The organism is Phytopseudomonas dryadis, assembly GCF_004327355.1.
Taxonomy (GTDB): domain Bacteria; phylum Pseudomonadota; class Gammaproteobacteria; order Pseudomonadales; family Pseudomonadaceae; genus Aquipseudomonas; species Aquipseudomonas dryadis.
The window spans coordinates 66,303-85,538 of record NZ_QJUM01000012.1; the positions used below are offsets into that span (position 1 = coordinate 66,303).

General features: G+C 63.8%; 14 protein-coding genes. 6 read left to right on the forward strand and 8 right to left on the reverse strand.

Annotation, left to right across the window (positions count from 1 at the left end; genetic code table 11):
- The first annotated feature begins 151 nt into the window (after window positions 1-151).
- The 6 genes from DNK34_RS12005 to DNK34_RS12030 all read left to right on the forward strand — a co-directional run bounded on the left by DNK34_RS12005 (window position 152) and on the right by DNK34_RS12030 (window position 8,041).
- Entirely contained in the window at window positions 152-805 is a 654-nt protein-coding gene (locus tag DNK34_RS12005) for an alpha/beta hydrolase (RefSeq protein ID WP_131175127.1), read from the forward strand.
- Window positions 806-1,060: 255 nt separating this feature from the next.
- On the forward strand, window positions 1,061-1,999 hold the full coding sequence (locus DNK34_RS12010; protein WP_131175128.1) for a GGDEF domain-containing protein: 939 nt from the start codon (window positions 1,061-1,063) through the stop codon (window positions 1,997-1,999).
- 257 nt (window positions 2,000-2,256) lie between these two features.
- Window positions 2,257-3,690, forward strand: a complete 1,434-nt coding sequence (rhlB, locus tag DNK34_RS12015; RefSeq protein WP_131175129.1) for an ATP-dependent RNA helicase RhlB — start codon at window positions 2,257-2,259, stop codon at window positions 3,688-3,690.
- Window positions 3,691-3,820: 130 nt separating this feature from the next.
- Window positions 3,821-4,354 carry a sigma-70 family RNA polymerase sigma factor gene (locus DNK34_RS12020; RefSeq protein WP_131175130.1) on the forward strand — a complete coding sequence of 178 codons (534 nt, stop codon included), beginning with the start codon at window positions 3,821-3,823 and terminating at the stop codon, window positions 4,352-4,354.
- The gene (locus tag DNK34_RS12025) at window positions 4,351-5,310 is read left to right on the forward strand and encodes a FecR family protein (RefSeq protein ID WP_242675157.1); all 960 of its coding nucleotides are present in this window, start codon (window positions 4,351-4,353) and stop codon (window positions 5,308-5,310) included. Before DNK34_RS12020 ends, DNK34_RS12025 begins: the two co-directional genes overlap by 4 nt.
- Window positions 5,311-5,569: 259 nt before the next feature.
- Window positions 5,570-8,041, forward strand: coding sequence for a TonB-dependent siderophore receptor (locus DNK34_RS12030; protein WP_242675319.1), 2,472 nt, complete (start codon window positions 5,570-5,572; stop codon window positions 8,039-8,041).
- A gap of 34 nt (window positions 8,042-8,075) precedes the next feature.
- Here DNK34_RS12030 and DNK34_RS12035 read toward each other — a convergent pair whose 3' ends face one another.
- From DNK34_RS12035 to bacA, 8 genes are all read right to left on the reverse strand, one after another.
- Window positions 8,076-8,762 (reverse strand): phospholipase D-like domain-containing protein, encoded by a 687-nt coding sequence (locus DNK34_RS12035; protein ID WP_131175131.1) that lies wholly within the window; start codon window positions 8,760-8,762, stop codon window positions 8,076-8,078.
- A 9-nt stretch (window positions 8,763-8,771) separates the two neighbouring features.
- A complete protein-coding gene (locus DNK34_RS12040) occupies window positions 8,772-9,341 on the reverse strand; it encodes a rhomboid family intramembrane serine protease (protein WP_242675320.1) in 570 nt (189 codons plus the stop codon).
- On the reverse strand, window positions 9,338-14,575 hold the full coding sequence (locus DNK34_RS12045) for a DNA repair ATPase (RefSeq protein ID WP_131175132.1): 5,238 nt from the start codon (window positions 14,573-14,575) through the stop codon (window positions 9,338-9,340). The genes DNK34_RS12040 and DNK34_RS12045 overlap by 4 nt, the downstream gene beginning before the upstream one ends.
- Before the next feature lie 70 nt (window positions 14,576-14,645).
- Window positions 14,646-14,879 (reverse strand): hypothetical protein, encoded by a 234-nt coding sequence (locus DNK34_RS12050; protein ID WP_131175133.1) that lies wholly within the window; start codon window positions 14,877-14,879, stop codon window positions 14,646-14,648.
- Between the two features lie 106 nt (window positions 14,880-14,985).
- A complete protein-coding gene (locus tag DNK34_RS12055; protein ID WP_131175134.1) occupies window positions 14,986-17,034 on the reverse strand; it encodes a flotillin family protein in 2,049 nt (682 codons plus the stop codon).
- 89 nt (window positions 17,035-17,123) lie between these two features.
- Complete coding sequence (locus DNK34_RS12060; protein ID WP_131175135.1) at window positions 17,124-17,750, reverse strand: OB-fold-containig protein; 627 nt, start codon at window positions 17,748-17,750, stop codon at window positions 17,124-17,126.
- A 54-nt stretch (window positions 17,751-17,804) separates the two neighbouring features.
- The gene (locus DNK34_RS12065) at window positions 17,805-18,500 is read right to left on the reverse strand and encodes a PspA/IM30 family protein (protein ID WP_131175136.1); all 696 of its coding nucleotides are present in this window, start codon (window positions 18,498-18,500) and stop codon (window positions 17,805-17,807) included.
- 13 nt (window positions 18,501-18,513) lie between these two features.
- Entirely contained in the window at window positions 18,514-19,128 is a 615-nt protein-coding gene (bacA, locus tag DNK34_RS12070) for a biofilm formation regulator BacA (RefSeq protein WP_131175137.1), read from the reverse strand.
- Window positions 19,129-19,236 lie beyond the last annotated feature (108 nt).

A 19,236-nucleotide genomic window follows, 5' to 3' on the forward strand; every position in this document is an offset into this window, starting at 1 on the left:
GCAAAGCCCATACCAGCACCCTGCTTTGCGCAGACTACGGGCAGGTCAAGCAGAAAACTTGTAATCTTGCGACATCTTTTTCACTGATTGGCTCATTGCCCCAGACTGAAGCGCACCAAAGAAGAGCAATAGCCCCACAATGGAGCAACCCATGAATGACACCCTGCTTCTGCAGCCCCCACTCGCCGCCGACGCCTGCGTCATCTGGTTGCACGGCCTGGGCGCGGACCGCTACGACTTCCTGCCGGTAGCCGAAATATTGCAGCAATCGCTGCGCACGACCCGCTTCGTGCTGCCCCAGGCCCCCACCCGGGCCGTCACCATCAACGGCGGCTGGGAAATGTCGAGCTGGTACGACATCCTGGCCATGAGCCCGGCCCGGGCGATCAACCGCGAGCAACTGGAACAGTCGGCGCAACAGGTGATCGATCTGATCGAGGTGCAACGCGACGACGGCATCGATCCGGCCCGCCTCTTCCTCGCCGGTTTTTCCCAGGGCGGCGCGGTGGTGCTGCATACGGCGTTCCTGCGCTGGCAGGGCCCCCTGGGCGGGGTACTGGCCCTGTCGACCTATGCGCCGACCTTTTCCGAACAGGTACAGCTGAGCGACCGGCAACGCGACCTGCCGGTGTATTGCCTGCACGGCAATCAGGACACCGTGGTGCGGCCCGAGATGGGGCGTGCGGCCCATGACTGGCTGCGCCAGCGCGATGTCGCCGCGACCTGGCAGGAATACCCCATGGGCCACGAAGTGTTACCCGAGGAAATAGGCGATATCGGCAACTGGCTGGCAGCCCGTCTGTAGCCGGGAACGACGGACGGCACGCCCGTCCGAGACGCTTGCAACGGCTGATCGCCGCGCCATGACATTGCCTGAACCGTTCCCGGCGGCGGCGGTCACATGGATTCGTGAGCGCTGTCACATGCCGATGGTCGATCAGGCCCGAGCGGAGGATTGCCAGCGCCAGGTTCAGGGCCTATTGTCAGCCGAATATGGCCATACGTCACAGGGAGCGTTAGTGATGCCCATCGTCTTTTGCCGTCCGGGGCCCTGGTCACGATGAAAGCGGCACAATGGCAAGCCGATCTGCAACAGATACGGCATCAGCGGCTGTTCGACAAGGTCGCCATCGGCAGCATCGCCCGGCTGATCGAAGAGTTCCGTCCCTGTGATCTCGACGCTGGCGAAGTGCTGCTTTCGCCTTTCAACCGCAATCAACACCTCTACCTGCTGACCAAGGGCTCCTTCAAGGTCTATCTCGGCTCATTGGACAATCAGCCGGTCACGACCCTGCACCCCGGCGATTGCGCGGGCGAAATCAGTTTTATCGACAATGAGCACCCGTCGGCCTACGTGGTGGCCACCGAGCCGAGCAGCGTGCTGCGCCTGCATCGCGAATCGCTGGTCACGCTGTTCCAGCAATCTCCGCAGCTGATGCAGAACCTGCTGGAACTGCTCTGTGACCGCGTCCGCCAGGGCAACCGGCAGATCATCGACAGTGAACAGAATGCCAATGTCGACAAACTGACCGGCTCGTTCAATCGCCGCTGGCTGGAGCACGTCTTCGAGCGCGAACGCACCCGCTGCCTGTTCAGCAGCCAGCCAATGAGCCTGCTGATGCTCGACGTCGACCATTTCAAGGCCTACAACGACCAGCACGGGCACCTGGGCGGTGATTACGCCCTGAGCCTGGTCGCCCATACCCTGCGCAACCAGTTGCGCACCAAGGACAGCCTGGTTCGCTTCGGCGGCGAGGAATTCGTCATCCTTCTGCCGGACCTGCCCCTGCAGCAGGCCGCCGACATCGGCGAGCGCCTGCGCCAGAGCCTGGAACAGATCACTTCGTTCTATTCCCCGGTGGGTATCCTGCCCGGGGTGACCATCTCCCTCGGCCTGGCCCAGATGACGGCCAAGGACAACCTGCAAACCCTGATCGCCCGCGCCGACCTGGCGTTGTACAAGGCCAAGCAGCAGGGACGCAATCAGCTCTGCAGTTGAACGATGACGCTGCTCCCCTCCGCCCGCCACTGTCTTCGCCATCGGCCGCAAGCGCCTAGCAAGCCCGGCCGCCAAGCGTCCCGGTTGGTCCGCGCCTGTTCCTTGTACCGGCTTTGCGGGTCGATCCCGGTCGGCCACAGGGCGGCCGGCCGGGATGCCAGGCCGGAAAAACACTCGGCCAGTGCGGTACTTCGCCGCGCCCGCTTCTTGCTTTACACTGGCTGCCGTTCACTCCTTAACCAACCGACGAGATGACCGTGCTAAAAGCACTCAAAAAAATATTCGGCAAAGCCGAGGGCGAGCTACATAGCCCAGTCACCCCGACCGTTGCGCCCGCCTCGCCACCTGCCAGCGACGCCCCTGACCAGCGTCAGGCCCGTCAGCCGAAACCCAAGGCCGCCGTCGCGCCCGCTCCGGCCCGAACGGAAAACAGGACTGAAAAGCCACGCCGCGAGCGCGCCGCCAAAGCGGTCGATACCTGGAAGCTCGAGGATTTCCAGGTCGAGCCGGTGGCGGGCAAGACCCGTTTCCACGACTTCCCGCTGTCCGCCGAACTGATGCACGCCATCCATGACCTCGGCTTTCCCTATTGCACGCCGATCCAGGCCGGCGTTCTGGGTTACACCCTCAAGGGGCAGGACGCCATCGGCCGGGCCCAGACCGGCACCGGCAAGACCGCGGCGTTCCTCATCTCCATCATCACCCAGTTGCAGCAGACGCCGCCGCCCAAGGAACGCTACATGGGCGAACCGCGGGCGCTGATCATCGCGCCGACCCGCGAGCTGGTGGTGCAGATCGCCAAGGACGCCGCCGAGCTGACCAAGTACACCGGCCTGAACGTCATGAGCTTCGTCGGCGGCATGGACTTCGACAAGCAGCTCAAGCTGCTCGAGTCGCGCTTCTGCGACATCCTGGTAGCCACCCCCGGGCGCCTGCTGGACTTCAACCAGCGCGGCGAGGTGCACCTGGACATGGTCGAGGTGATGGTGCTCGACGAGGCCGACCGCATGCTCGACATGGGCTTCATCCCCCAGGTCCGGCAGATCATCCGCCAGACCCCGATGAAGGGCGAACGCCAGACCCTGCTGTTCTCCGCCACCTTCACCGAAGACGTGATGAACCTGGCCAAGCAGTGGACCACCAACCCGGCCATCGTCGAGATCGAGCCGGAAAACGTCGCCAGCGATACCGTCGAACAGCACGTCTACGCCGTCGCCTCGGCAGACAAGTACAAACTGCTCTACAACCTGATCGCGCAGAACGACTGGATCCGGGTGATGGTTTTCGCCAACCGCAAGGACGAAGTACGCCGCATCGAGGAGCGCCTGACTCGCGACGGCATCAGTGCCGCGCAGATGTCCGGCGATGTGCCGCAGCACAAGCGCATCAAGGTGCTGGAAGGTTTCCGCGAAGGCAGCATTCGCGTGCTGGTCGCCACTGACGTGGCCGGCCGCGGCATCCACGTCGACGCCATCAGCCACGTGATCAACTTCACCCTGCCGGAAGACCCGGACGACTACGTGCACCGCATCGGTCGTACCGGCCGCGCCGGCAGCAGCGGCACCTCGATCAGTTTCGCCGGCGAGGACGACGCTTTCGCCCTGCCACCGATCGAGGAACTGATCGGCCGCAAGATCCAGTGCGAAATGCCACCGGAAGAACTGCTCAAGGCAGTGCCGCGCAAGCACTGAGGCAAACAGTAACCCGGGTCGAGCGCAGCGCCACCCGGGGCACTGATCCAGCCGTTGTACATCCAGCAGCATTGCTCTAATCCATGGCATCGAATAAATTGCGAACCATTCGCAATTAATTCGAATCGCCATGCCTGCCGAAAGCCGTCCCGATTCCCACCAGCAAACCGCGCTGAGCCTGCTCTACAGCGACCATCACGGTTGGCTGTTCGGCTGGCTGCGCCGGCGCCTGGGCTGTTCGCACAACGCCGCGGATGTCGCCCACGACACCTTCACACGCATTCTTGCTTCCAGCGAAAGCCTCGGCCTGCGCGAACCGCGTGCCTTTCTCGCCACGGTGGCCCGGCGCCTGCTGATCGACCGCGCACGTCGTCAGCGTATCGAACAGGCGTATCTGGATGAACTGCTGCTGATGAGCAGCGACCTTGATGGTTTTCCCTCAGCTGAACAGGTGGCCTGCGCCATCGAAGCCCTGGAGCAGATCGCCCGTGCGCTCGACGGCCTGCCGGCCGGGCCACGCGGCGCACTGCTGCTGCGGCACCTGGACGATTACAGCCATCAGCAGATCGCCGAGCATTTCCAGGTATCGACAAAGACCGTACAGACCTGGCTGGTCAAGGCCATGCTGCATTGCCACAGCGTATTCGCGGATCGTGCGCCATGAACCAGCACGGCATGTCACCCGCCATTCTCGAGCAGGCCGCCGAGTGGTTGGTCAAGCTGGATGCCGGCGAGTGCCGCCAGGCCGAACTCGACAATTGGCGAGAGGCGGCGCCAGAACATGCCCGCGCGCTGCAAAGCTTGCAGGGCATGCTCGGCCACTTCCAGCAGATAGCTCCTGGCCCGGCACGTGCAGCGTTGCGCGCCGCCCACCGCAAACCTGGCACGCGCCTCGGCACCGCTCTGGCACTTTGTACGGCCCTGCTTTTGCCCGGCTGGCTCCTGTGGCAACACACGCCGCCCAGCTATCTGCTCGCAGATATCCGCACGTGCACCGGGCAGTGGCACAGCCAACGCCTGGACGACGGCAGCCAGATCAGCCTCAATGGTCGCAGTGCGGTGGATCTGCGCTTTGACGCACGTGAGCGCAGGCTGCAACTGCTCCAGGGCGAAATCCTCGTCGACGTGGCAGCCGACCGACAGCGGCCTTTCATCGTCGAAACCGCCCATGGTCGCATTCGCGCACTGGGTACCCGCTTTATCGTCCAGCAGGATGGCGATGGCACTCGTCTGCTGATGCTCGAGTCGAAAACGGCGGTCAGCGCCGCCGGCAGTTCGCAGGAAACCCAGGTAGCCGCCGGGCAGCAGGTTCGCATCGACCAACATGGCGTAAGCACGCCAGGCGCCCTGGATACCCGTGGTCTGGAGCAGGCCTGGCAGCAGCGGCAACTGGTCGCCCAGGATCGTCCCCTGCCCGAGGTGCTGGAAGAACTGGCCCGCCACCACCGCGGCTACCTGCGCTTCGATAACCAAGCCTTGCGCGACCTTCGAGTCTCTGCAGTTCTGCCTCTGGACGACGGCCCTCGTGCCCTGCGCTTACTGGCGCAGAGCATGGGCCTGACGGTCAGCCACTACAGCCCGTGGATCACCGTAATCGAACGAGCCGAAAGCTCACGCTGATACATCACCCAAGAACGCAGCCAAGCCCGCGAAAAGCTATTTGCAGCACCGCAACCGGTACGCCGTGCCCGCGTAGCGAATCGCTGGCAAGCCAGCGCTGAGCGAAGCGAACTCATGAATCGAGCCCTGAGGATCTGTTGACGTTTCAGCACGACTGCGCCGGATCCAGCATCGCTAATAAAAATACTTCCCAATCGCTTCCAGTTTTCATTCCTGGCCCGTCCTGAGAGATACAAGCCAACCGAAAACGGAGAGCGTCATGCGCTTTGCCATAATGCCCCAACACAAATCCTCGAAGACTTATGCGCCGCTGGCGCTGGCCATTCACCTGGCCCTTGGCGGTATCGCTGCCATCAGCAGCCAGCCCCTGCTGGCCCAGCAACAAAGCCAGGCCTACAACATTCCGGCTGGAGCATTGGGTGAAGCGCTCAGTCTTTATGCGCGGCAGTCCGGCATCGCCATATCCTTCGACGCCAATCAGGTTCGTGGCCTGAGCAGCCCAGGGCTGCAGGGCGACTATGACGTTTCCACAGGCTTTGCACGGTTACTGCAAGACAGCGGTCTGCAGGCGGTAGCCGGCGCAGACGGCTATGTGTTGATTGCCCGCCCGGCACCACAAGGGGCAATGGAGCTGGGCGCGACCCGTGTGACCGGCGACGGGCTCAAGGGGCTGGCAACCACAGAAGGCACCGGTTCTTACACAACAGGAGCGACCACCACGGCGACCAAACTCCCATTGACCATCAGAGAAACGCCACAATCGGTTACCGTGGTCACCCGCCAGCAAATGGACGATCAGGGTGTCATCAACATCGGCGATGCACTGCGTAACACGCCAGGCATCTCGGTGCAGGCCTTTGACAGCGACCGAATGCTGTATTTCACCCGCGGCTCCGACATCACCAATTACCAATACGATGGCGTCAACACCATCGTCGACAACATCTACGAAGGTTCCCCGCTCGGCGATACGGTCGCCTATGACCGGATGGAAGTGATCAAGGGGGCTACCGGTCTGATGACCGGCTCGGGGGACCCGTCGGCGACCGTCAACCTGATACGCAAAAAACCGACCTCCGATTTCAAGGCGTCGATCACCGGCATCGCTGGCTCCTGGGACAACTACCGAACTGAAGGTGATATCTCCGGACCGTTGAACGACACAGGTACCGTGCGAGGCCGCCTCGTGGGTGCCTATCAGGATCGCAAATCCTACCTGGATCATTACCAGCAGAAGAACGACGCGCTCTACGGCGTCCTTGAGGCCGATCTGATCCCGGATACCTTGCTGACCGTAGGCATCGACAGATATACCAAGACACCACGTGGCGTGTCCTGGACCGGCAACCCGGTGTACTTCGCCGATGGTTCGCGCACCAATTTTTCGCGATCGCACAACCCAGGGGCCGATTGGAGTCGCCGCGACTTTGAGGCCACGACGTACTTCGCCACCTTGGAACAGGCCCTGGCCAATGACTGGAACCTCAAGGTCAGTGTCAATCACCTGGAAACCGATCACGATACCCGCCTGGCTTCGGCCGGGGGTGGTAATCCTGACCCCGTGACTGGCGAAGGCATGTTCCTGTATTGGGGGCGCTGGGAAGGTCATCGCGTACAGAACACTGCCGACCTCAACCTTTCCGGGCCCTTCAATCTGTTCGGTCGCGAGCATGAACTGGTCGCAGGTTTCATGGCTTCCCATTCGAAACTGACCGGCGACACCTTCGACGGCAGCGCCTTCAGCATGGTGCCGGGCAGTATTTTCGACTGGGACGGCAACCTGCCGGAGCAGAACTTCCCGGTGAACGGCGACTATGAGACCACCCAGAGCCAGAATGGCGTCTACCTGGCCACCCGCCTGCGCCCGACCGACGATCTGAGTCTGATCCTTGGCACCCGGGTCAGCACCTTCAAGTACGACAATGACGAAGACTATTTCGCCACCTCCAGCCAGCAGGACGTCCGCACCGGCTACAAGGAACACGGCGTCGTCACACCCTACGCCGGCATAGTGTATGACCTTGACGACAGCTACTCGGTCTACGCCAGCTATACCTCGATCTACCAGCCACAGATCAACAAGGACATCAGCGGTTCGACCTTGCCGCCGGTTGAAGGCGACAGCTACGAGGTCGGTCTGAAAGCCGCGTACCTGGACAACAGGCTGAATGCCACCCTGGCCTTGTTCCGTATCGAAGAGGATAACGTTGCGGAAAACATAGGGACCAACCCCGTTACCGGCGAGGGTATCTACCGTGCCATAGAGGGCGCCACCACCAAGGGCGTGGAGCTGGAGCTGAGCGGCGAACTGCAGGAAGGCTGGAATATTTCGGCGGGCTACACCTACGCCCGTAGTCGCGATGCCGACGAGCAGCGGATCTTCGGTTTTCCATTGGCCACCAACCAACCCGAACACCTGGTGCGCCTGTTCACCACCTACCGTCTGCCAGGCGAATTGAACCGGGTGACCATCGGCGGCGGAGTGAAATGGCAGAGTGTCTTCTACGGCAACATTTATAACGCCACCATCGAAGACAACACCCTCATCAAGCAAAACTCATACACCCTGGTCGACCTGATGACCCGCTACCAGCACAACGAACACCTGAGCTTCATGCTCAACGCCAACAACGTGCTGAACAAGAAATACCTGACCGGCCTGGGCAACTTCGACACCACCTACTACGGCGAGCCGCGCAACCTGATGCTCACCAGCAAGTGGGATTTCTAGAGGCCATACGCTAGAGCGTTTAGCCTGATCACCATCAGTTCGGCTTGTAGCGCGCCCACAGCTTGTCGAATTCACGGCCATATTCGGCTACCAGATACGCATCGTCGGTCACCAGCAGGTTTTCCTCGTTGCTGGTGCTCGCGCTGCGCGTCCAGTTGAAACTGCCATTGAGCAGCAGACGGCGGTCGAACAGGGCGAACTTGTGGTGCATGTGGAAGGGGCTGTCATCGATGCGCAGCGGCACGCCCTGATCGATCAGGCGCTGGATATCGCTGCCCACGTCGAAGCGCTTTTCACTGTCACTGATGATTCGCACGGCCACGCCACGACGGTGCACGGCAATCAGTTCGTCGCTGAGCTGGTCATCAGAAATGGTGTAGACGCACACATCCACCGACTCGCGGGCCTGCCGACACAGGTCGCGAATGCGCTGACGGCAACTTTCCCCGGGGCTGAAATGCGCCGTGGCATGCCCACGAATCGGCGAACAGCGCACTTCCAGGGTCTTGATCACCTGCTCCAGCCACTTCAGCGCCGGTAGCGCGTTCTCTGGGTTGCCGATCAGTTCGCGGGTCAGCGCGAACGCGCGATTACGCAGGTATCGCACCTGATCCGCCGAGAGGTCGTTGCCAAGTTCGCGTAACTCGTCACGCTCCTCATTGCTCAGCCTGAGATCGGCGAGGCTATCGCGCAGTTGCTGGTCAAGGCGATTGAAGTCCATTTTGTCCCCTTATCGAGTACGACGTGCGCGGCGCTTCTGCCCGCCACGCTGCCATGAAGCGTAAAGGCCGCCGCACAGTGCGCCGGCCAGGTGATATTCGAACGACACGCCCTGCTGCGGCAGCAGGCCGAAGAAGAAGCCGCTGTAGAGCAACAGAGCCAGGGCCGCCAGCAGCAGATCCGCGAAACTGCGACGGAACCAGGCGCGCCCCAGCAGCAGCCCCCACAGCCCGAACAGCCAGCCGCTGGAACCGACATGGATGCCTTCGCGGCCGAACAACCAGACCAGCAGGCCACTGGCGACGATGATGAACAGGCTGGCGCGGATGAAATCGCGTCGCGACTCGAGCACGGCCAGGCTGCCCAGCACCATGAAGCCGCTGAGATTGCCGAACAGGTGCAGCCAGCCGCCATGCAGCCAGGGCGCCAGCAGCACCCCCGGCAGCGCGCCGACCTGCCGTGGAATCAGGCCCCACTGGTTGAGGACATAACCGCTCAGGCTGTTGCACAACTGCACCAGCACCATCGCCGCGGCGATGCCGAACAGCAGCTTCAGACGCGGCAGCAGCCACAGCTTCACGGCGTCTCGTCGTCGTTCGGCGCCTGCCCGAGCATGCGGCCGATGTCACGCAACTGGCCGGCCATCTCACCCATGCGCTTATGGGTGCCGAGGTCGATGTCGATCTTCTTGTCCATGGCGTTGAGCAACGGCAGCACACCACCCTGCAGCCCCTCGGCCAGGCGTTCGAGCAACTGCTGCAGGCCGGGCTGAGGCGGTGCCTGCAGCGCCACCTCGACCTTCGGCTGGATCTCGCGCAAGCGCTCCAGGCCGGCCAGCAGTTCCTGCCAGGGCAGCTCGGCCGCCGCTGGTTTGCTCCCGTCCGCCCGGTTCAGGCCGCGCACGCCCTCGACCAGGTCGTTGAGCTGCGCCACCACCCGTCCACCGATGTCCGCATCGCTGCCGCCCATGGCCTTGTTGCGCATGAAGTCGCGCTTGATCTGCGTCCAGCGTTCGAGCTGTTCGGGGGTCTGGTTGCCGCGCAGCTCGGCGAGCTTGAGCAGGTTCTCCTCGGCGCCGGTGGTGAGCAACTGCGACTCGCCCTGGTAGTGGTCGGCGATCAGTTGCAGCAGCTCGGCGTCGTTCATCACCGCGGAGATCTTCTCGGCCATCTTGTTCATGTTGCGGTAGCTGCCCTGCAGCTTGAACGCCGGCTCGGTGCGGTACTGGTCGGCCTGGGCGGCGCTGGCGATGTACTGCTGGTTGACCTTGAGCACCACGTCGCGCACCTGCATCAGACGCTGCAGGGTGGCGACGATCTCGTTGATCTCGGCGCCGCTGTAGCCGTGGCTCAGTTCGTTGCTGGAGAACGGCTTGCCTTCGGCCTTGGCGACGAAGCGGTAGACGTCGGCCATGTCGCGGGTGGCCAGTGGCGCCAGCACCGGGTTGGAGGTCAGGCCGTTCTCGATGTAGCTGAGGGCGAAGGCTTCCTCCATGCCGCCAAGGGTATCGCCGAGGTTGTAGATGTCGGCGCGGTTGGCCAGCATGTCGGGGATCTTGAACACGTCGCCGGACTCGGTATAGGGGTTGCCCGACATCACCACGCAGAACTTCTTGCCGCGCATGTCGTAGGTCTTGGTGCGGCCCTTCCACACCCCCTCGATGCGCCGGGTGCCGTCACACAGCGAGATGAATTTCTGCAGGAACTCCGGGTGGGTGTGCTGGATGTCGTCGACGTACAGCATCACGTTGTTGCCCATTTCCAGGGCCAGGTTGAGCTTTTCCAGTTCCTGCCGCGAGGTGGCGTCCGGCGCCTGGGCCGGATCGATGGAGCGCACCTCGTGGCCGAGGGCCGGGCCGTTGATCTTCATGAAGATCAGGCCGAGGCGATGCGCCACGTACTCCATCAGCGTGGTCTTGCCGTAGCCCGGCGGCGAGATCAGCATCAGCAGGCCCATCAGGTCGGTGCGCTTGCTTTCGCCGGCGGTGCCCATCTGCTTGGCCAGGTTGTCGCCGATGAAGCTCAGGTAGACGTCGTTGATCAGCTTGTTGCGCACGAAGGAGGACAGCGGCCGCGGCTTGAACTCGTTCAGGCGCAGCGCCTCGCGCTCACGGTTGACCACCTCCTGGCGCAGCGCCTGGTAGCGCTGCAGGGCCGGCAGGAAGGTCTCGCGGTGATGGCGCAGGCGCTGGAAGAAATCGTCCAGGGCGAAGGCCAGGGTGCCCTCCTCGATGCGCGGGTGATCGCCGATCAGCCCGTCGACCCGCACCTGCAGATCCGCCTCGGTGACGCGCACCGGCAGGTCCGCGTCGATCAGGCTCAGGGCCACGGCCTCGGGCACATAGGCCAGCCAGGTGGCGTTGTGCTCGGCGCCATAGGCGCGCAGCCAGTTCTCGGCCAGGGCCCAGCGCTGGTCGGGGCGCCCGCGCAGGCGCTCCTGGGCCTGCTGGTAGCCGTCCCACATGTGCGCCGCCTGCAGGTGCTGGCGCAAGCCGTCGAGCAGGTCGCGGGCATACTTGCTGACCACGAACTCGACGCGCTCGGCGGCCAGTTCCTCGACCAGGTACTCCGCCGTCTCGCGCAACAGGGCCGGCTCGAAACGCATCGGATGGCGCGCCAGGAAGCTCTGCAGAGCCGCCAGCACTTCGCCGCGCAGTTGCACGATGCCCTCGTCGCGGCCGAACAGCTTGCGGATGTTGGCGCAAGTATGCGCCCGCTCGGCCCAGTGGGCGGCGTCCATGTCCTCGCGCCAGCGGTTCCAGAAGAACAGGGCGAAACCGCGGGCCAGGGGGGTATAGGTCAGCAGGCCGGCGCCTTCGCGCAGCGCCAGCAGCTTGAGCAGGATGGCCATGGCGTCCTGGTCGTGGATGCCCTTCTGGTAGCCTTCCTTGTAGCGCGGCGCGGCGAACTCGCGGATGCGCTTGATCAGTTCCTCGGGCTGGCTCATGTGCGCCTTGAGCAGATCCAGGCTGAGGCCTTCGGCATTGCGCACGGCGGCATCGAGCACCAGCCCGGCCAGGTATTCGCCGCGGTACAGCGCCGCCGACTCGGACTCCAGCGCCACCTGCCAGTAGTCGCGCAGCGATTCCAGCTCGTCGTCGCGCAAGGGTTCGAGGAAATCGGTGCCGGTCAGGTGCAGGTACAGCTGCTCGCCCCGTGGCAACAGGGTCAGATCCAGTTCCTGGGTGTTGACGGCGAAACGGTGGCGCGGCCCCAGCTTGATGACATCGCCGCCCTCCTCGAACAGTTCGCTCTTGTCACGCAGCGCCCGCACCGCCTGATCGCGGGCGCCCTTCAGGCGCGCCTCGACGTCGTCGGCCTTGACGCTGTCCTTGAGCTCGCGCAGGCGCTCGGCCAGTTCGCGCAACTTGAGGATCAGCGGGTCGGCGGCGAAGAAGGCGTTGAGTTCCTCGGCCTGGTCGAAACGCGCGGTGCGCCGGGCGAGGCTGTCGAGAATACGGCGGGCGGCGTCGAGCAGCGCCTGGGCCTTGCGCTGACGCTCGTCGAGCAGGGTCTGCTTGTGCGCCTCGAAGGTTTCCAGCAGTTCCTCGCGCTTGGCCAGGATGTCGCCGAGGAACTGCTCGTGATCGCCGAACTGGCTTTCCAGCTCTTCGAGCTGCACCAGCAGCCGCGACAGTTGCTCGTCGCAGCGTTCGGGGTCCTGGGCCAGCGCCAGGGCATTGGTGATGCTCTGGCCGAACAGTTTGAACTGGGCGCCGAACTGCGCCACGGTTTCCGCCGAGCCGAGGCCCTTGCGCCGCTGCTCGGCTCGCGCCTTGGCCTGGTTGAGCCGGGCATAGACTTCGGAAATGGCGTCGACGATGCGGGTGCGCTCGGTGGCATCGTCGATCTGCAGCGAGGCCATCAGCCCCGAGAGCATGTCCAGGTTGTCGGCCATCTCGCCCAGGCCGGCCAGCGGCTCGGCCAGCTGCGCCACGGTCTCGGCTTTCTGCGCCTGGGCATCGAGCGCCTGCAGGTTGTCGTGATAGGGCTGCAGCGCGGCATCGCCGGCGAGGTAGCGCGAGGTCGCCGCCGCGGTCTGCTCGCGGGCCTCGAGCAGCGCCGCTTCCATGGCGTCGATGCGCGCCACGTCGATATAGCGGTAGTCGCGAATGGTCAGCAACTGGCCGCGCTGGGCGGTGATGGCGTTGAGCGCCTCGACGAACTGCTCGACCCGCTCCCAGTTGTCCGAGCGCAGGCTCTCGAGCAAGGCTTTCTGCCGGCTCTCGGCGCTGGCCATGGCCGTGGCCGACTGCTGGCGGATACTCTCGACCTTCTCGAACTCGTCGAGCACCAGTTCGCCGGTCGCGGCGATCTCGCGCAGCAGCGGCGCCATGTCCGCGCATTGCGGGTCGCTGAGCCAGTGATAGACGTCGAACAGCCGGCGGGTGTTCTGGCACAGCAGGGTGTAACGCGGCACCGACACTTCGCGGCTGTCGATCTCGCGGCTGAGGTTGAACAGGTCGGAGACGCCGCGCACCAGCTCGGCGTTGCCGATCCGCCCGAAGAAACCGCTGCGCGCCGGCTGGCGGGCGGCGTATTCCTCGCTGCAGAACGGCGTCTGCCAGATCTGCATGGGGTGGATGCGCGTCGGCTCATCGCCTTCGGCGGAGAAGATCACCATGCGCCCGTCTTCCAGGCGCGCATAGCCATGGCCGAAGATCGGGTTCTGCAACTGGCGGGTGACCATGTTGTAGGTCAGAAGCACCGCCCGGCCTTCGCCCGGATGGTAGAAGATGTACTGCACGTCCTCGCCGTTGGGCGAGCGCACCGAACGCTTGAAGCGCATGCCGGCCATCGATTGCTCGAAGGTCTTGTGCTCGCCGTTCTGCAGGTAATAACCGCCGGGGAAGATGATGCCGTGGTCTTCGGGCAGTTGCACGCAGGCCAGGCCAATGGCGTCGATGCGCTCGACCTTGCGGGTCAGGCGGTTGAACACCAGGTAGCGCCACTGCTCTTCGCGGTAGGGCAGGATCTTCAGCAGGATCAGGCTGCCCAGGGCGGCGAACTCGACCTCGGCATCGTCCAGTGACTGGGTCTTGTCCATCACCTCTTCGCGGTAGATGCCCTGACCCTTCTCGGTATTGTTCTCGATCTTGATCGTCAGGTCGCCGCCGACCGTCTCGACGAATACCGTGTCGAGAATATTCAGGTGCGGGAAGCGCCCGTTGACGGTCATCTCGCGGGTGGTTTTCTGCCACTCGAAGTCGAATGGCGCCGGCAGGGCGATATCGCGCTCGCCGCGGTTATCGATATAGCGCACCTCCTTGCCGTCGATCGACAGCGACCAGCGGAACACGCGGATATCGGTGATGCGCTCGCCGATCTGGAAACTGGCCAGCAACTTGCCGTCGCGAATCGCCAGTTGCAGCAGCCGGGTGTTCTTGTAATAGGTGTAGAGCTCGTTGAAATCGTTGACGAAACCGCTCTGCGCCAGGAAGGTGCCGTCGAGCGGGATCGACTCGGCCTCATAGCCCTCGTTCTCCTCCACCAGGCGGTAGAGGGAGAACACATCGGCGACCGTGGTTTCCTTCTTCAGCCCGAGAAACACGTTGTAACCGAACAGCAGCCAGTCGCCGACCTGCACGATGTCGCGGGCGATGCAGTTGTTCTCGGTGCGGATGCGTACCCGACCGGTGACCTCCATCTGGCTGCTGCCGAACTCCTGCAGCCGCTGTTCGTTGAGGATTTCGGTATTGCGGCGCAGGCGCTGGCCCTGCTCCTGCAGGCGCTTGTGCAGCACCTCGTAGGCGCCGCCTTCGGCAACGGCTTTGTCCAGCAAATCCTGTGGCGTTGCGGGCTGTGCATCCGACATCGTGGTCTTCCCGAATCTGCGCTCATGAGCGCGCCTACCGCGAGGCGCGAAAAACGATTTCTAGCGGTGCTCAGGCACCGATCTTGCGGCCGATCTCGGCGAGCTTGTCGCGCATCGGTGGGTCGAGTTCTTCCGGCTTGATGCGGGCGATGATCCGCGTCAGCACACGGATCTCGTTGTCGTCGATCACGCCGTCGCGCTCGGCGATCTCCAGCAGCGAAGCCAGCTCGTGCACGTCCAGGCGGCCGTCGTCGGCAAAGCACTGGATCGAGCGAAAGGCCATTTCCAGATGGTCTCTAGACATGAAACGTTCCTTGTAGATGGGTAGGGCCATCCCGCGCCAGAGGCTCGGGCCCACCGTGGGAGGCGCTTAAGCGGCGACAGTCGCGGCAGCCCCCCACAGCGGCGAGTCACACTTGCCCGGCGTCCGGCTGCGTGGGCTTGTCCTGCGCCACGCGGCCCTGCAGCAGCCGCGCCAGCACGTCCTGTACCACCGGGCTCTTGCCGACCACGCCCTCGATGGCCTTGCCCACCGACAGCGACTTGGCGAACGAGTTGAAGAAGTCGCCTTCGCCGCCGACGATCTCGATCTTGGCCTTGCCCAGGGCAGTGGCCAGGACTTCGGCCTGATCCTTGGCGATGTCCTTGTTCGCGGCGATGGCGGCCATGGCCTCCTCGAAGCTCTTCTCCAGCTGCATGCGGAACTCTTCGTGCTGGCGGGCGTTGTCGCTGAGTGCGTCGAGCGCGCCGAACTTCTTGCCCAGGCCTTCGGCCTCGGCATTCAGGCGCTCGAGCAGCACCTGCGCCTCGGCCAGGCCCAGATCCTGGGTCGCCTTGGCCTTGGCCGTACCGAGCTGCTCCTCGCCCCGCGCCTGGGCGCCGAGCTTCTCTTCCAGTACACGGGCATCGGCCAGACCGTCCTTCTCCTTGGCCGCCGCCTGCGCCTCGGTGACACGCGCCTGGGCCAGGCCCTTCTCCTGCTCGCCCTTGGCTTCGGCGATCAGCAGCTCGGCGTGCACGCGCGCCTCGGCCAGGCCTTCCTTCTCCTTGGCCGCGGCGGTGACTTCACGCACCCGCGCATCGGCCAGGCCAGGCGCCGCGCGCTCGGCCTCGATGCCTTCGGCGAGTTTCTTCTTCGCCTCGGCGCTCTTGGCCGCGGCTTCCAGCTCGGCCTGGGCGAGGTTGTTGATTTCCACCGCCTTGTGCTTGGAACGGGTCTCGTCGGCCTCGGCCTGCTTGACCTGGCGCACCAGCTCCTGCTCGGCCTCGGCCTGGGCATTGAGCACCACGACCTGCTTCAGGCGCTCGGCTTCGGACACCTCGCGCACTTCCTTGATGCGCTCTTCTTCCTGGGCCACGGTCTTCTCCACCGCGACACGCTCACGCACCACGGCGGCGATGTTCTTGCGCTCTTCCTCCAGCGCCTTTTCCTTCTCGATGCGCTGCAGCTCGACCTCGCGCTCGCGGGCGACCACTTCCAGATCCTTGGCGCGGGTGACTTTCTCCACCTCGATGACCACGGCCCGCTGGCGGTTCTGCTGCGCCACTTCCACTTCGCGTTGATGGTTCTCGGCGCGGATATCCAGCTCCTGCTGGGTCTGGATGCGCGCCTGCTCGGCCTTGAGCCGTTCTTCCTCGCGCACCTTCAGGGTTTCCGCCTCCTCGCGGGCGCGGATGGTCTCGATCTCGCGCTTCTGCCGCGCCTCGGCATCGGCCTGCTGACGCTCGAGCGAGAGCGTGGCCTCGCGGGTTTCGACGTTCTTCTTCTTGATCGCCAGCTCTTCGTTGCGCTCCAGCTCGTTGGTGATGACGTTCTGCGCGGCGGTCAGCTGGGTGATCTTGCGGATACCTTCGGCGTCGAGGATGTTGCTCGGGTCGAGGGAAGTCTTGGAGGTCTGCTCCAGGTAGTCGATGGCCACGTCTTCGAGCACGTAGCCGTTGAGGTCGTTGCCGATCACCTCGACGATGCGGTCGCGGAAGTCCTGGCGGTTCTCGAACAGCTCGACGAAGTCGAACTGCTTGCCGACGGTCTTCAGCGCCTCGGAGAACTTGGCGTTGAACAGCTCGTTGACCGCGGCGCGGTCGGAGGCACGCTCCACGCCAATGGCCTTGGCCACCTTGAGCACGTCTTCCTGGGTCTCGTTGACGCGCAGGTAGAAGGCCACGGTGATGTCGGCACGCATGTTGTCGCGGCAGATCAGTCCATCCTTGGCCCGGCGGTCGACTTCCAGGGTGATCAGGGAGATCTTCATGAACTCCTTGAGGTGGATGACCGGGTACACCAGCGCGCCGGTGAAATGCACCTTGGGCGTCGACGACATGTCGTTGACGATCAGCGCCGTACCCTGGGGAACCTTGATGTAGAAGGCCTTGAACAGGGCCAGCAGGCCGACGATCAGCAGGATGACCAGGCCGACCCCGACCAGCACGGGCATCAGCGACGGTGGAAGGTTATACATTGCGCTCAATCTCCTTTGATACGGGTGGAACCGGTTTGCCGCCTGAAGCAAGGTCGCGCGAGCTGGAGCACTGCACGCAGACCAGGTTCCTAGACGCCCCGGAACTCATCCTCAGTTATGACCCGGTAGGCATGCTCGGCCTCCAGATACTCCAGTAAAACGACACGGTCGCCACGCTTGAAACCCTGGGCCTCGTCGGCCCGGACCCGCAGGATCAGCCCCGCTCCGCCATCGGCCAGCAGCGCCTCGCCGTGATTCGGCGTCACCCGGCCGCTGCGCACCACGGCGGTCTGGCCGAGCACGCTCTTGCTGCTGGTGACTTCCAGCTTGAGGAACAGCGGACGCAGCGGCGCGCAGATGACACCGCACACCGGCAAGGCGAGCAACAGCGCCACCACGGCCAGCACAGCGCCCAGCGGGTAACGCAGCCAGCCCAGCGGCAGCTGGCTGAGCACCAGCAATTCGGCGAAGTAGCAGAAGCACCAGGCGAAGAAGAACAGCAGGGTCAGCACCAGGGTCAGCGGCACCCCGCTGAGCTTGAGCTTGGAAAGCAGCACCGCGGTGGAGCCTTCCAGCGCGGAGTCGGCGTCGACGTCGAGCACATCGATCTCGAGCAGACCGAAGGCGACGATGATCCAGTACACCACGGCCAGGCACAGCAGGAAGCTGAACACGAGCGTGGGAAATGCCAGCGAGATCTGCAGGAAGATGTCCATGATTTCCTATCCCTGAGCAACAAGGCGGAGCCTGCGCCCCGCCATCCTCGAACGTCAGGACCTGGCCTTGTCCTTCAAGCGTGCCAGCACGTTATCGGCGTTGGCCTTGTCCGCCACGATGCCGGCGGCACGCAGCTTGGCATCCAGCGAGTCATCGATGCTGGAGGCTTCGGCCAGTTCGGCCGCGGCTTCCATCTTCGCCGCCCGCTCGGCCTGCTGCTGCTTGATACGCTCCAGCGACTCGACCGCCGTGTGCAGCTTGGCCTGGGAACCGCCGTAGCGCTGGGCCACGGCCATCTGCGCCTTCTGCACGCTCTCGGTGGCCTTGACCGTATCCACCTGCTGCTTGAGACGCTTGATATTGGCTTCGGCCTGGCTCACCGCCTTGCGCAGTTGCGCCACGCTGGCGGCATAGCCATCGGCCTGCTCGCGCTCGCTGGCCAGGTCGGTTTCCAGGTTGGCGATCTTGCCGGCCACTTCGCCCGCCAGCTCTTCGTTGCCGGCTTCCAGCGCCTTGAGCGCGTACGACTCGTACTCGGCGACCTTGGCGGCCGTCTTGCCGGCGCGCTCGGCGGCCAGTTTCTGCTTGGCCATGATCTCGGCCAGCGCTTCCTTGGACTTGCGCAGCTCCTGGTCGGCGTCGCGGATTTCCTGATCGAGGATACGCAGGGCCTGCCCGTCGACCAGGGCTTCACCCACTTCATTGGCACCGCCGCGCAGCGCCGTCAGCAATTTGCTCCAGACGTTCATTGGTGTTTCTCCTTCACACACTGGCCTTGAGGAAATCTTCGTAAGCTTCACTGGCCCTGATCACGTTGTCCGCCAGCACCTCGATCTCCAGCACCACGTTGGGCAGGGTCGACGAGGCGCTCAGCGCGCCGAACATGGTGTAGCAGGTCTGGCCGTCGGGCAGGGTTTCCAGGCCCACGCTCGACAGCGGGAACAGCTTGTGGCTGCGCAGCACTTCTTCGTTGAAGGCCGTGGTGTCACGCACATCGCTGACCGGCCAGAGCAGCGCCTCGACGATGATCTGATCGCCGAACACGGCGATGAACAAAGGCAGGTCGCCGTATTCGGTCATGGTCACGTGCAGACTGGCGTCGGCACCCTGGATCAGTTCGATGGCCGCGCGGCCATCGGCAAACGGCTCCACCCCTGACAGCGCATCGAACAACGTTTGTGCAGTCCAAACCTGAGGCATGCTCACCCCCTCCTCCATTGAAACCAGCTCCGAGCGGGGCTGGCGCAGTTTCCGTTCGACCGCCGAAAGCCGCTGGGCGTGCTCCGGCAGTATCCAGACTTCCTTCTTGACCAGCCCCTGATCACGCAGGCGCTGGCGAAAAAGACGCTGGTAATGAGCTGATGATTTGTTTTCCATGAAACGCAGGATAGATCATCACATGTAATGCATCAACACATCACATGTAATTATTTCGAGTCTACCGGAAAGGCGGCCGCAAGCGCGCGATGGCGCCACGTCCCAGGG

Coding starts and splice junctions, on each gene's coding strand:
- DNK34_RS12005 (WP_131175127.1), top strand. CDS start 152: ATGAATGACACCCTGCTTCTGCAGCCCCCACTCGCCGCCGACGCCTGC.
- DNK34_RS12010 (WP_131175128.1), top strand. CDS start 1,061: ATGAAAGCGGCACAATGGCAAGCCGATCTGCAACAGATACGGCATCAG.
- DNK34_RS12020 (WP_131175130.1), top strand. CDS start 3,821: ATGCCTGCCGAAAGCCGTCCCGATTCCCACCAGCAAACCGCGCTGAGC.
- DNK34_RS12025 (WP_242675157.1), top strand. CDS start 4,351: ATGAACCAGCACGGCATGTCACCCGCCATTCTCGAGCAGGCCGCCGAG.
- DNK34_RS12030 (WP_242675319.1), top strand. CDS start 5,570: ATGCGCTTTGCCATAATGCCCCAACACAAATCCTCGAAGACTTATGCG.
- DNK34_RS12035 (WP_131175131.1), bottom strand. CDS start 8,762: ATGGACTTCAATCGCCTTGACCAGCAACTGCGCGATAGCCTCGCCGAT.
- DNK34_RS12045 (WP_131175132.1), bottom strand. CDS start 14,575: ATGTCGGATGCACAGCCCGCAACGCCACAGGATTTGCTGGACAAAGCC.
- DNK34_RS12050 (WP_131175133.1), bottom strand. CDS start 14,879: ATGTCTAGAGACCATCTGGAAATGGCCTTTCGCTCGATCCAGTGCTTT.
- DNK34_RS12055 (WP_131175134.1), bottom strand. CDS start 17,034: ATGTATAACCTTCCACCGTCGCTGATGCCCGTGCTGGTCGGGGTCGGC.
- DNK34_RS12060 (WP_131175135.1), bottom strand. CDS start 17,750: ATGGACATCTTCCTGCAGATCTCGCTGGCATTTCCCACGCTCGTGTTC.
- DNK34_RS12065 (WP_131175136.1), bottom strand. CDS start 18,500: ATGAACGTCTGGAGCAAATTGCTGACGGCGCTGCGCGGCGGTGCCAAT.
- bacA (WP_131175137.1), bottom strand. CDS start 19,128: ATGGAAAACAAATCATCAGCTCATTACCAGCGTCTTTTTCGCCAGCGC.